This window comes from Desulfobacula phenolica (assembly GCF_900105645.1).
Taxonomy (GTDB): domain Bacteria; phylum Desulfobacterota; class Desulfobacteria; order Desulfobacterales; family Desulfobacteraceae; genus Desulfobacula; species Desulfobacula toluolica.
Window position 1 is genome coordinate 1 of sequence record NZ_FNLL01000023.1, and the last position, 14,093, is coordinate 14,093.

A 14,093-nucleotide genomic window follows, 5' to 3' on the forward strand; every position below is an offset into this window, starting at 1 on the left:
CCAGTATCACTTTGATTTCACTCCCAGGACATTTATCCCCCCGGCCCTGAAGCACAGTTTCGGCAACCAGGAGAACGGATTCCAGAAAATTTTGAATGAATTTGGCATTCAGTATGTGACCCTTGTCTTTAACCGGGCAAAAATCCATTCAAAACCCAGACACGAAAAAATAACCTGGGAAAACAATGTTCTTCTTGTGGAACGAGGGGAGTCTGAGATTGCATGGAACACCGTCAACGCCACCCCTGATTTTAAATTTGACCGGCCTGTCATGGCGCTTCACTGGGCAAACATTCTCCATTCCGATCCTGGAAAAAATCCAGGGGTGATAAAAAACTGGATACAATACATCAAAATAAACAGTAAAAAAAAAGGTATATTACTTGCCAGGGATACACAAGAGTGCTTTACTCAGTATCTTCACCACACCCTGTCACGGATTGAAAAAACAGGTAACGAGTTCTCAATTGATGTGAGCTGGATGAAAAAAATCCCGGGCAGACTTGCAGGACAAACGCTTTTCTTAAAACTTCATACCCCCCCAGGTATCAGCTTGAAAATCTCAGGAGCAAAAGCCCTGCCCGGGACCAGATCCGCTGAAATCCCTTTTTTAAAACTTCACATTCTTGAAAAAACAGATAAGATATGGTTAACGTCTACAACGTAATTTATAAAGTTTGTATACAATAGATTGCTTGATCTGTGTCCATATAACACCATATAGCATGGCACACTCAGTAAGTATAATTGTAGGGTTAAATCCCGTCCGACAAAAAAACATCAACAGCAAAGAAAATTTGGCCTGGTTCAAAACAGGGTAACACTTTATCAGGGAACAAAAACTCAAATACATTAACAATAAAGTTTTTGCAATATCTTACACTTTTAAAAGTGTTACTCTATGTTAAATATTATTGAACCAGGCAGAAAATTTTCTTTTTAAAGGACAACGCCTTGCTACTATATTATCGCCCTTTCCTTTTTAAGGATTCCTACTAACCCTCATATCCTGACGGGTACAACAAAACATAAGAGAGACCTGATTCCAACAGATTAAAAGTTCTTTCATACAAAAGAATACGCATCCTCGTCAAAGAGTCTGATTGCCTGCCCCCATGGTGCGGGTGATTTACTAGAATAGTCAGTCAAGCACCATATTACAGGGGGACTCGGAATGGACTCCGGTGCCGGTCCCTCTCCATCCGTAAAATAAACCACCAGATCAACCCGATATTGATCCAACAACTCAAAGGGCGGTCGCAGATCCGTCCCTCCCCTACCTGCAATGGTCTCAAGATCACCTGCCTTGAAACATGGATGAACCCTAGTAACATCACAATCGCATTCGACAAAAACAACCCTGTGGGCCAAACAGGCAAGAATGTTCACTTCGGCGAGAATTTGATCCATAACATCCATACTCATGCTGCCCGAAGTGTCGATGGCGACCATTATGCCGGGACCTTTACTTGACAAACGAGTTCCCGGAATTATTCCGATCATATCCGGACAGCGGCGGGACGGCCATGAAAAGCTGTACCGGCGCTCCTGAGACATGAACCGGTGAAGAATAATTTCCCAGGGCAGATTGGCATGGGCCTTATTTGAAAGCTTTTCCTGTTGCTGATTTGCACTTGAGAAACCGATTTTATCCACTATTTTTTTTATACATTCATACACATGGTCGGGGATTATTCGTATCTCGTCCAATGACAGCGAATCAAGAGTATGGGAAATCTGATCCGTTAAAATTTTTTTCTGTTTGTCGGACATACCACCATCCTCATTTGCCCAGCCTTCATGACTATCCAGTGGGGATAGATCATTTTTGCATCTGCTGTCCAGTCGCAGCCGGCGGTATCGAATCAGTGTTGACTCGTTGTCCGGCAAGTCAAAGTCTTGCACAAGAATAGGTTTTCCAGGAAGCGCTTCCTGATCCAGAAATTCATTTGCCGAGATCTCACAAGCAATTAGCAAAGCATATGGATTTTCAAATTGAGTCCTATCCAAAAACAAGTGTCCAAAAATAACATGGTAAATTTCATGCATAAGGACTTGCACCAGAGATGAGGTCGTTTTTAATCCACAGATAAATTCGGGATTATAGCAGAGGCGTAGTGCCTGCCCAACCATGCTTACGCCTATTGTGTCAATGTCTCTGGAGGATACTTTCTTCCATTTGTTAATCAAACGTGCGTGAAAAGGGCAGAGGCATAATAACTGTCTTTCAGCCAAATGAAGCTTTGCCTCAGCCCCAGCTTTTTCCGCATGAAGATCACGACGATCATTCATTTGTTTCTCCTGTTAATAAGAATTCTTCGATACCCAAATTTTTCAGCCAATCAAAATTATTTTCAAGGAAATCAATGGGAAGGTCGGAGAAAAAAAGTGCCATGTTTTCTTCTTTTTCCTGGTCCAGTAGAATTCCATCATCATCCATATGTTGATCTGTATCCAAGCCATTGAGATATCTATACAATTCCCACAACACACATTTTATTTTATCCATTTGTGAATTTTTGATCCACTCTTTGACTCGATCTTGGTATCTGGGATAATCATTGATAATCTCCAGGGGAGAAAGAGTGTTTCCGGAAGTGTAATAGAAGCCCAGAAAAGGTTCCGCCCATTTGTTTGTCAGAACTCCGGAGAGAAGCGCCTTTAACAGCTCAGGATTTCGTTCTCTTTCCCCGTCCATTTCCCATGAGAACAAAATCTTACTTGCATTTGTCCAGGCCCTTGGGTTGGCATCGCTATCATCAAAGGGTCGAGAATTCCTGACATATGTAATTATGTCTGAATGATATCCCTTTTTTTCTGCATAAGCACACCAATCATCTTCATCTGGAACGACATTGATATTTATCCATCGGCTCTCCAATGCAGGCCCCATATCCTTAATAGAATATTCGTCGTTTGATGTAGGATTGATGGCAGAACACACAAGCCAACCCTTTGGTAAAAAATACCCGTTGAGCCGTCGAGCAGTCAATAATTGTAAGCACGCTGTCTGCAGCCGAAAATCACATCGGTTTAATTCCTCTAAAATGATAATTCCTTCTCCACTGACAGGAAGATCGGCTGGGGGAGCAAAAGTTGTCCGACCATTTTCGACTATCGGCATACCCACGAGGTCTGTAGGATCCATAATAGACAGATCAAAAACCCGGTAATCCAGTCCCAAGGATTTGGCGAATTCAATCAAAATTTCGCTTTTCCCAATACCTCTTTTGCCGCATAATTGTATTGGTATGTCTGCTTTTTTTGCATACGATATAATATCCTGAATATCACCGGTCTTCGCAGTACCCCATTTTACTCTCCCATTAGCCGCGTTGGATTTTTTATTTATACGTTTCATTATCAAGCCTCTTTTACGATGGGGGTCAGTGAACTTATCTCTTTGAAAAAATCAGACCAGTATATTTTCTTATCCTGCAGGACAAACGACTTGTATGGATAAGAAAATACTGGTGCGGGGGAACTAATATTATTGACCCATTCGCTAACAATAATAGAGGGAACATCACTATTTTGACAGACATCCCTAGCATTACGATCACACCAGGGCAAATTATAATAACATTGCCCAATAACTGTAATTTCATCTCCAAGATCAATTAACAACAGCTCTTTTGCCTCATTTATTACAAAAACATTTTTTTCAGATATCTTTATCAATCCAAAAATGCTCGACTCGCAGATTTTACTGGAACGCTCGTGTGTATGATTTGCAAATATATGAATATTTCCATCCCAGTCGGCAAGAACAAATCTGCCCTTTTCCATAGGAATAATAGTGTCAAGGATGGCACCGGAAGAACTCCACTTGAAAATAATTTCGCCGTCCTCAGGATCCATCCACATCAGTTCGTTGCTGGTTGAGACCAGCATCTGATCTTCAGTCATTAAAATTGATTGTGCGCCCCCATCAAGGTCTTTTTCCCAGAGCAAATATCCGGTTAACTCCTTTTTATCAAAGCATATCTGATGACATTTCAACACTTGGTCTACCCCGCCGCTTATCAAGCGCTTATCTTTTGTCAAAGCAAGAGATGAAACAAAACTGGAATCATAGATTTCATTACGATTAAAATTAATGCAGCTGGAAGCCTTGTGGGCCTGTATCTGCAAAAAACCTTTTCCGGGTTTCCATATGTTCAAAATACCCATATTGTCTCCAACTGCATAGAGTTGATCCTTGATATTGACAGCAGAGCAAAGGATATCAGTATCTATGGCCTCATGTTTATCTGAAAGCCAGAAAATCATGGGAGAGGACTTAAATGGATCTATTTTATCAAAGCCCAAAAATGCAGAACTAACTAAAAAAAGATTGTCGTCAGCAAATCGCATGGCCTGGGTGTGAAGCGCTTCAATGCTATCGACTTTCTTCAAAGAGTCTTCTCCGTCCAATTCATATGTATTGAGATAAACACCCTTCTGCATCCATACAAATTTTTTGTCCTGATCATTTGCAATAGATGGAATTAGCACCAAAGATGGTACAATTCCATTGATTTCAACTTTTTTTTGATCTCCATTTGAATCTTCAACAATATAATACGGCACTTCCGCTTTAAATTTCAAACGCAGATCGCCTGCTTTCAAAACAACTTCTTTTTCTTCATTACTTTTCCCAGATTTTTCCGTTGAAATAAGCGTCAATTCATTTTGAAAAGTGTAATGAAACGTATGGATTTCTTCACGCTCAGACTTCCAGCACAATATATTATCCCCAGATCCTGGGAAAAGGAATCCTGTTTTTTGCCGTTGATCGCTCAATCGAACTGTTGACATCTCAAAATTTTGAAGCGAGTAAATGTACAGAAAACCGGTTTGTGCAAGCACAAATAAATTGTTGTTACATATACAGGCCGACATAACGATATCAGGAAAGCCAATGGTGACAAGGTGTTTATTGTTATGTTTGCAATATATTTGTGCTGCCGCCGGTGAAGTAGCTATCACGAAACGATCAGATTCTCCAATATAAAAATCGATGCCAAAACAAATGATTTCATAATCTGACACACTAACGTTTATTTTTTTTTGGGTTTTTCTTTGAAAAAGATCCTTTTCGGTCATCTGAATTTCAATGATATAGTCACCGGGTGAAAGAGAAGACGCTTCCGTCAAGGGAAGTTCAATTGCCTGCAACCCGCTTTGAAGGATAACCGTTTTCTTGTTTTCAGGAATTTCGAGCGTCTCCCTACCGTCAACAGACCGGATTTTTTCTATGGTAAGCAAGGAGATATCACTGCCGTCAACAATAATAGTTATGGGAAAATTTGTCGGGATTCCCCGTGGAGAAGCACAAAATATATTTGATTCCATTGGATTGACATCAATTAAGGAACAATCAAAATCTCCTGTTGGAACCAATTCTTGGCTTATTTTATTCATCGTCAGCATCTCCTTGTTCATTTAAGCGATTAATTTTCAACTGTATCTTTTCTTTGGCCAGTCTTATGGTATTCTCAAAAAAATCATTTCCTTTAATATATGCAGAAAGGATTGGATCTTTTTCCAGCTTTAAAATTTTTTTTTCCAAGATATCAATCGAGAGCTGGAAATAGCAGAGCAATCGATGTTTTTCAACAACAACTTCACTGAAAGTTTTTTTTTGAGAAACATCATTTTCAACAGGTAAATCCTGTATTCTTTGCCATACCTCAAAAAGCGAGGCAATATCATGTTCTTTGAACGCAGTCGAAGCCTTGTCCATAAGTTTATTGTTCTTAAAACTGCCTTTGTAAGAAAGGCGCTTTACAATGTCACGGTGAAGGCGTTTAGCACTAAGAAGTCTTACTTCGTTGGAATCATCTCCAAAATTAATCTTGAGATCGGCTGGTGCAGGTTTGGGTGTATTGTTTTTAATTTGGACTCGGTTCAACGCTATTTGAAGTGGTTGAATGCTATCATTAAAAGCAACCCATGCCTTTATCTTTTGTTCCTTTTTTTCGAGGTATACCTTTTTAAGGGAGTCATGGAGATTCTGCGTTTCAAATAGCATTTTGCCCAAAGCTTTGTCAGCAAAATACAATTTCGCTGGTGATTGCAGTACTAGGTCTTTCATAATGCCTCCTTTCCTGTTCATTTGTAATTTTTCATGTTTTGTTTACTGTTTCCATCGTGTCCTAATATTGCATATTCAATGCCATGTGATATAATTCATTGTATTTATATTGAATGCTTTTTTATTTCAGGGCTTTAGAACAATATTTATCATTTCAAGCAATATGGATATATACCGATATTGATATTGATTCACATGATTGAACATGAATCATTTTATATGCAGTTAATGTCATTTTATAGTTATAATGTGTTCTTTCGGCAAGCGTGTGTGGATTAAAGCCTGAAAATTGTTAAACTTGCTTCTTCCAAAAAGAAGCAATATGAAAAGAAAAAAAATCAAAGTACCATCTCTTCAATTATTGAGCTGGATATCGTTCCTGTAAAGATCAATCTTGATGAGAATGTTGACCAAAGCATCTCACTATATTAGAAGTAAGAACAAATAATTAGTCTCAAAGAATGAAACATGAGTTAGAAAGGATATGTTGATGAAAGAAACTGAAGCCAATGAAATTGACAATAACATTCAGACACTTCTGCAAAAGAAAAAAAAACTTATTGAAACAGAACGGAAGAAACAGGAACTGGAAAAAAAAGAAACAGAGTTCATGGCTTTGGTAGAATCGACGTCAACAATCAGAAAAGAGCTAGAAAAACACAGCAAAAATTTTCAAAAGTCTTCCGATAGAGAAGGACAAAATCATATTTGCCGCATGCTTTTCTGCGGCTTTCTTGAAAGAGACTTTACGGAGCAATTTCATATTCACGCGCCCATCAATTTTTCTGGAGGCTTTTATATCCAAACCCGACATTGCAATATTCTATTTGACCCGGATGATGGAACGATAAATGGATTAAAGGATGTTGGAGTACAAATACAAGATATCGATATTATTATTTGCTCTCACTACCATCCTCAGGCACGATTTGATCTGCATAACATATTAAACTGGTTCAGTCGCAACAAAGGCGCAAACACAGAAGGCAAACAACCTAAAAAATTATATTTATTTTCTTCTGAAGCAGTAATAAGGGGCAGAAATAATCACCCCTCCCTATTAGTACCTGCCGACTTAGATATTCTTAGCAAAGAACCATTCATTGCCACTCCCGGGAAGTCATGGATCGTGAATTATGAGAAAGTGAAAAAATCTGTCGAGGTGAATGAATCAACTGTTGATGCTACCGTCGGTGATGATAATTTAATTATTCGGACTTTTCCGGCCTACCACAACGAAGCAGCAGCCAATGTTAATGAAAAAGATGAGGAAGGCCTGGAAGGAAATGCATTATCATGTTTTTTTCTTGAAACAAAACAATTTGGAATTTTGTATACGGGTGATACCGAATATCCGTATGAGAGATGGGGTGACAAGATTCACAAAAAGTTGGATAAGAAAGTGACAGTTTTAATCGCCAATATGAAAAGTATAAAACCTTGGACCGTACAAGAAAAAAAGAGAAAACAAAATTCGGGAAACTGGAAAAAACTCAGCCCGATGTCTAATCAACTCGGTTTTGAGGGCACAAAGCAACTGGCACTCAAATTAAAGCCCCATACCCTGGTAATCCGTGCCCTGGGCCTGGAATGCGTCGCTGAAAAAAAAGAGAAGAAAAAAACAATCACATATGCCCCCCACAAGCTTGGAATTATTCGCAGCGCAATGACAGCACTTCTGGAAGGCGATAACGACAGTAAGAAAGGATATAATCCCAATGTAGTCATTCCCGGCAGACATGAATTGACAATTGAAGCCACGTCCAAAATAGAAATTAAATCTAACGAACTGGTGCCGGCTTTTCCGCCAATCGGCGTCAGAAGATACGGGGTGACTTCTAATTTAGGAAGTAAATATGTTTTCATCACCGGAAATCACAAATTTGCAAATATAATTGATTACTACATATATTTAATGAAAAACGACAGCAGGCCCTACCTGGTTATTCAAGGCGAAAGCGGGGGAGGTAAAACCCAGTTAGCCCGGGCAATCGGTGCAGAACTTTCGGATACAATTAACGCTTACGATCTGGCCACGGTAAACAAAGACTCGCAACTATTTACCTCGGAATTGTTTGGTCATACAAAAGGTGGCTATACTGGCGCAGAAACGGATAGTAGCGGACTTTTATCAATCGAGAACAGCACGCTGATTCTAAATCAGCTGGAAAAACTGCCATATTCTCAAACAATCACAATGTTAGATCTAATTGATGACTGGGACTATATGCCGATTAAGGCGCCAAAAAGTTTGCCGGTAAGAGCAAAGATCATTTTCACAACTAATGAAATGATTGATGACTTGAAAAATCTTTCACCAGATATGAAGAACAGATTAAAAGATAGATGCCTAACCATCACCAAGCTCTACGACATGACAAACAAGGAAAGGTATGAGGTCATCTATCATTTTATAACCGAGTGGTGCAGTAAAAATAATGTCATCCTTAACAAGGAGGCATGGGATCTGCTTTTTGAAGCTGATTTGAGATTTGGCGCATTCAGGTGTCTGAATGGATTACTCCATAAGGCCGCATCGTTGCACAAAATGGAATACGGACTTTTGGAAAAAACACGCCATAAAAAGAACAATCCCATTGTTGTATATATTGAGAAATCTTTTATCGAAAGAGCGATGAATGAAAACGGGGTCGGAAGGATTGACGAGGGTGTCAATTGTAAACATACCGACTTGTCTGAATTGACAATTGATCTTGTATTGATATCGGCCTGGTTTATCATTAATCACTGCACCATGGGAACAACACGCGCACATTTGAAACCCGGAGGCAATCATGGAAAGAATATGGCTCACAAGACTTTCACAAACAAATTGAAAGAATTCAAAAACTGTTTTTCATCAATTAACATTGCCTGGGACTATTTCGATGACATTAATGATCATTTTAAGGGTTTACAGCTGAACGAAAGTAGTTACGACGATGTTTTTAATGATAAATGGAAAAAGGAAAAGATGAAGGGCCTAAGAGAAAATGAATGGAAAAATAAAATAAGCACAGGTCTTTCTGAAGCCAGGAAATTTCCACAGGTAAAAAAAAAATTTTTAACGGTCTTAAAAAATCTGTAAAAATGAATTACAGCTTTTAAAACAGCCAATGACGTCAGATATATTACGTTCGGGTTTTCAAGGGAGTATAAAAGGCAGAGAAGGCGCTTGTATGATGATTACCTTCATATAATAGCGACAATCTCTGCCAACATCACCCCCTCTAAGAAATACCACGCCGTGTGAGATATGCGTCTTCATCCCGGCGTGCCTTAATATGTGCCTCCACCAGATCAATCTTGTAATAGTCAGCTATCCGAATGACTTGACCAAAGATATCAGCCAATTCATCACCAATATTCTTGACCGTCGTGGCATATTTCTGCTGATCAGTACGTTCGGCAAAATAATACTGTTCTGTAACCATAACACACTTCGCCAATTCGCCAACTTGTTTCATCAGTTCAATCATCGCCCCTTCGCCTCTCCATGGATAACCCTCAATTTTTTCAAATCGATGATAGACACCTCGGAACAAATCAATCGCTTCGTTAAATGTCATCTCTGCCATACTGTCCTCTCCTTTCTATAATTCTGCATATCAGCCTTCCTGCTTGTAGAACACTAAACTTAAAAGCTATACATGGACCGACCAGTCAGCACCGGATTCATCCCTACGGGTGAATATTTTTTTAAAACAATACCATTCAGCGTTTTGCCTCATTTGTTGTTTTAACTGATTTTTTACGTCTATTTTTAAATTCAGTTCGTCAAGATCCAGATTCTGTATGGGACAGGAACCAGTACACCTACTGCCGAGTTCATCACAAGTTCTGCATTCCTCCGATTTCAGGCTCAAATCTCTGAACAGAGCCCAATTGTCATCATTGTTCCATATGTCTCCGAATTTTTCCACATCATCAAAATTGAAATCTCCGGCAATAAACGGTGCCCTGATCAACTGATCTGCATCAGGATCTGATGCCGGACAATAGGAGCAGGCATAAACGACCAGTTTCTTTTTCGCATAATCAAAGTCCAGGTTGGTTCCCTCTCGGCCCGCTGCACAGGAGGATTTTTTCGTAAATATCTTGTCCGCCATGATATCGTCTTTATAATCTGTCTCCATTGTTGTTGTAAAATTTACCCCATATTGTTTTTTGTAAACGACCATCCTTTCAATAATATGCTTGAACTCCCGCGAGGTGAGCATTTCATTTTTTATCGCCGGATTTCTCACTTGAGGCCGGAGCGGTATAAGTGTAATGCTTTCCGCACCAATAGTTTTTGCCAAGGCAGCTAAATTTTCCAGATCTTCTTTATTACTTTTTGTCAAAACCGTGTTTATTCTGATCCTGGCACAAGGATTTTTTGTCTTCAGCTTTTCTAAATTTTCTACTATCCGGTCATATGAACCGTTTCGGTATCGATTATGGGTCGCTTTGGACCCATCAACAGAAACAATCACCCACAAATTTTCCTGGTTGATCAGAAAATTTCTTATTTCCCGACTCCATATCCCATTGGTTGCAACCGAAACGTAAATATTGTTTTTCTTGAATCTTTCATAAATCTCAATAAAGTCAGGATGCAGCGTGGGTTCTCCGCCAGTCAGCCTGACCTCCATCAAACCTTTTTGACCGCAATAATCGGCAATTTTAAAAATAACATTTTTGTCCAGATGATGCTGATCCGGACTTGCTTTAATAAAACAATAATCGCATGACAAGTTACACTTTCTTGTGATCTGAAAATATATTCTCCTGGGAAAACCGGTGCGGTTTGGCGACAAACCATGATCATACACTTTGATTTCAGGTTCTCTTTTTTCTAAAATATTAAACTCCTTTTCCGAAATGGATTCGAGTTCTCCGATCGTCGTATCAAACTTAGAAAATTCACCGAACTCAAGATTTTCCCTGTATAATTTTATCATAATTCACCTGCTGATATTTTTTTTATTTGGTATTCACTCGTCTGCCTGTTGCCGCCATGAAGCGGTTGACAATAAGCACAATTTTCGCATGGAAGTTTGAAGCCGGATTTGATTCCTGAATAATCACCATAAAGTTCAGCATTGCGGATAGCTCTCAATTTTTCACCCTGCCAAATATCTGCTATGGTATTCTCTCTCAGATTACCGAGTATATTATCCGGATCAATCTTCTTCCTGAACAACTCATTAAAGCAAACGACCACATTGCCATCAAGGTTAATGTTGCATCTTGCCCAGTGTACCAGGCAGGGGTCTTTTTTAATTTCAGCTTCACTCCTTTCGGAGCCCTTAATCTGATCATTGTAAGAATGATAGGATCTGACAAAGGCATCGTGAACATTTCCCGAAGATTTCCAGAATTCAACAAAGCGCCCATCAAGCTTTTTATCATAAGACTGCACCCTGCTTACAATCAAGCGGGCGGGCAGTTTGTATCTTTTAATAAATGAGTGCATAAACGCTATGTTTTCAGCGACTAAATTAAAACCATCCGTTCCTTTGGTTTTTTTATAGTCTTTTGAATCAATGCTGTTTACAGAAATTTCGATTATATTTATATTTTCACACAGAGTCTTTAAAAAATTTTTATCCTTTGTTATGCCGCAGGTAAACAGCCATGTTCGAACATTCTGTGTGCAGGCATATTCAGATGCCTCTATTAGATGCTTCCATAAAATCGGTTCTCCGACAGCATGTATCCTGAGCAGACCAGTATTGCCGGTAGCTTTAATTTCATCAACGATTCTTTTAAATAAATCCAGATCCTGCTGCGAGTACCTGAATCTTTTTTTTCTGTCTTTTGCGGGAACCCTGCCGACAGGACAGTGTACGCAATTACAGATGCATTCACCGCTTAATACGTTAAGATTGACAATCGGAGGGAAATGATATGACTCGATTGAATCAAAACCTTTTGTTATATAATCTTCTGATTTTTCTATTTTCATATTTTTTTACCTCGCTATAGAACTGCTACTCATATGGTTTTTCTTTTTGTCGAGTATTTGATGAGCCATGTCGTACCACCTTTTCACATCGTCAGGAAAAAAAGTATATCCTGATTCATCCGTGTGCTTGAGAACAAAGTCCGTTTTTTTATTTCCCCCCCCCCCCATTTGCACATAGTCAGTGAAGTTTTTATTGGATATCTCATACCCGTAACGTTCAGGCGTTCTCCATAGTCGCGTTCCTGGATATGGGATAAGAGGGTATATTGCATATTCATCGAAGTCCAATTCGGAGGCCTTCTCAAAATCGTTCTTAACCGATGCATCGGTATCATATGGCAACCCGACCATAAAAGAGGATCGGATCGTAATGCCGTATTTCTTTGCCATGGTGAGATTATCAATGTGCTTCAGCATTTTCCCTTTTCCAATATACTTCAAATTCTTCTCGTTCAAGGATTCAAGACCAATGGAAATAAAATTGCATCCTGAAGCCTTAAACAACTTCAGGTTGTCATCGGAAAGATGCTCAAGCCTTGAAAAAATTCGATAAGATATATGTTCCTTAGCCATTGATTTAAGCAACCTGACAAGGTCGGGATGGTCTGCGAAGTTATCGTCGTTGAACCGGAAGGCCTCATGTCCCAGTCCCAAATTTTTTAAATACCGAATCTCCTCTATTATATTTTCAACACTTCTAAATCGAACCTTTCTATTACCGGCTCCCATGATATTACTGTTACAGTGCAAGCAATCAAATTTACAACCACGACCACTTATCAGGGACATTGTTTTTTTTCCTTGAAAAGTTCTTGAAAAACTGCTCTGATCGACCAGTTCTCTGTTTGGGAACGGAAGACTATCCAGATTGTCCGGTCCGGGTATCGAAATCACCCCTTTTAATTTTTTCCTTTTATTATAAAAATTATCCACTATGCTTAAAAATGCCATTTCTCCTTCACCGGTAACAACACAGTCAACCTCCATATCCCGCAAGGTTTGTTCGGGCATGGCCGTGGGATGAGGTCCACCAAGACAAATATAGGCTTTTGGATTTTTATTCTTGATGCTCTCAATAATCTTTTTAACGTTATGATAAGTCGTAGAATAACATACAATCCCATAAATATCCGAACAGGGAATTAGAGCGGAAATTTCATTGAAGTCCTTACCTTGATTCCCTGTCAGTTCCACAATATTAGCATCGTACCCATTTTCAATGAGTACGGACGCAATATAGGCAATCCCCAGACTCTGCTCCAATCTATCGTCATCGACGCAGAAGGAAGGAGGGCTTAACAGAGTTATGTTTCCTTTTATAATCATGATAACATTACCACCTTATAATAAAATTAGTATAACTTTGACGGTTTAACAGATTTTGAATCCAACATAATTGTCAATTCAACCCCGTGCTGATACTTTTTTGCACCCATTCTTAAATTTCTCCTCAGTTTTAATGTATCGTTATCAACCAAATATGTGATTTTAATAGCATTAATCGTGCCAGATTTTTTATTAATTTCTAAAAAGAAAAAACCCTTTTAATACAATAGGTTAAGATATAATAAATTTATTATTTAATTACCCAAAAAAATAAATTGATGTCAATCAAAATTAATTAATGTTAAATTTCAATAATTTTGATTGATTTTCAACAAACCGATAAATATCCAAATAAAATATGACAAATTGACCAACTCTGTTTGGGCATCATCCGTCAGGAAGTTCCGGCACCTGAATTCTAACGAATAAGGTTAGATTGTGTGAGCGCAGCGAACCACAATCTGAACCGTTTGTTGGACAAGCCCGGTCACCATATATAGAAAATAGCTTTTTAGGGTAAGGCGTTTGATCAGACGGATGTTAGGCGGGACCGGTCCTTTTTTCGAAAAATCGATCTTTGAAATTTATTCGCCAGATTCTCAAGGCTGTCTGAAGCAAAAAATGCTGTTTTTTGCACGCAGGTATGCATTGCCGGGAGAACCAGTTTTGTTTTGCGATCAGTGATGTGTGGATATTGAATTAAATATCACCTCCTATTGGCTTAATCATGCTGGTCAG

10 protein-coding genes are annotated in these 14,093 nt (G+C 39.0%); 2 read left to right on the plus strand and 8 right to left on the minus strand.

What is annotated here, in order from left to right; genetic code table 11:
- On the plus strand, positions 1-667 hold a 667-nt coding region (locus tag BLT94_RS22115; RefSeq protein WP_175530443.1), incomplete at its 5' end, for a hypothetical protein.
- A 398-nt stretch (positions 668-1,065) separates the two neighbouring features.
- Here BLT94_RS22115 and BLT94_RS20860 read toward each other — a convergent pair.
- Genes BLT94_RS20860 through BLT94_RS20875 form a run of 4 tightly spaced genes read right to left on the minus strand, consistent with a single transcriptional unit; the run spans position 1,066 to position 6,079 of the window.
- The gene (locus tag BLT94_RS20860; RefSeq protein ID WP_092238506.1) at positions 1,066-2,292 is read right to left on the minus strand and encodes a vWA domain-containing protein; all 1,227 of its coding nucleotides are present in this window, start codon (positions 2,290-2,292) and stop codon (positions 1,066-1,068) included.
- Positions 2,285-3,361, minus strand: coding sequence for a P-loop NTPase family protein (locus BLT94_RS20865; RefSeq protein ID WP_092238509.1), 1,077 nt, complete (start codon positions 3,359-3,361; stop codon positions 2,285-2,287). Before BLT94_RS20865 ends, BLT94_RS20860 begins: the two co-directional genes overlap by 8 nt.
- 2 nt (positions 3,362-3,363) lie before the next feature.
- On the minus strand, positions 3,364-5,406 hold the full coding sequence (locus BLT94_RS20870; protein WP_092238513.1) for a PQQ-binding-like beta-propeller repeat protein: 2,043 nt from the start codon (positions 5,404-5,406) through the stop codon (positions 3,364-3,366).
- Positions 5,399-6,079, minus strand: coding sequence for a hypothetical protein (locus BLT94_RS20875; protein WP_092238517.1), 681 nt, complete (start codon positions 6,077-6,079; stop codon positions 5,399-5,401). Before BLT94_RS20875 ends, BLT94_RS20870 begins: the two co-directional genes overlap by 8 nt.
- A gap of 484 nt (positions 6,080-6,563) precedes the next feature.
- Here BLT94_RS20875 and BLT94_RS20880 point away from each other — a divergent pair, with 484 nt between their 5' ends.
- Complete coding sequence (locus tag BLT94_RS20880) at positions 6,564-9,167, plus strand: sigma 54-interacting transcriptional regulator (protein WP_092238520.1); 2,604 nt, start codon at positions 6,564-6,566, stop codon at positions 9,165-9,167.
- 142 nt (positions 9,168-9,309) lie between these two features.
- Here BLT94_RS20880 and BLT94_RS20885 read toward each other — a convergent pair whose 3' ends face one another.
- The 4 genes from BLT94_RS20885 to BLT94_RS20900 form a co-directional block, all read right to left on the minus strand.
- A complete protein-coding gene (locus BLT94_RS20885) occupies positions 9,310-9,657 on the minus strand; it encodes a MazG-like family protein (RefSeq protein WP_092238523.1) in 348 nt (115 codons plus the stop codon).
- A gap of 66 nt (positions 9,658-9,723) precedes the next feature.
- A complete protein-coding gene (locus BLT94_RS20890) occupies positions 9,724-11,022 on the minus strand; it encodes a radical SAM protein (protein WP_092238526.1) in 1,299 nt (432 codons plus the stop codon).
- Positions 11,019-12,029, minus strand: coding sequence for an SPASM domain-containing protein (locus tag BLT94_RS20895; RefSeq protein WP_092238529.1), 1,011 nt, complete (start codon positions 12,027-12,029; stop codon positions 11,019-11,021). The genes BLT94_RS20890 and BLT94_RS20895 overlap by 4 nt, the downstream gene beginning before the upstream one ends.
- Positions 12,030-12,035: 6 nt before the next feature.
- Positions 12,036-13,355 carry a B12-binding domain-containing radical SAM protein gene (locus BLT94_RS20900; RefSeq protein ID WP_092238532.1) on the minus strand — a complete coding sequence of 440 codons (1,320 nt, stop codon included), beginning with the start codon at positions 13,353-13,355 and terminating at the stop codon, positions 12,036-12,038.
- Positions 13,356-14,093: the final 738 nt, after the last annotated feature.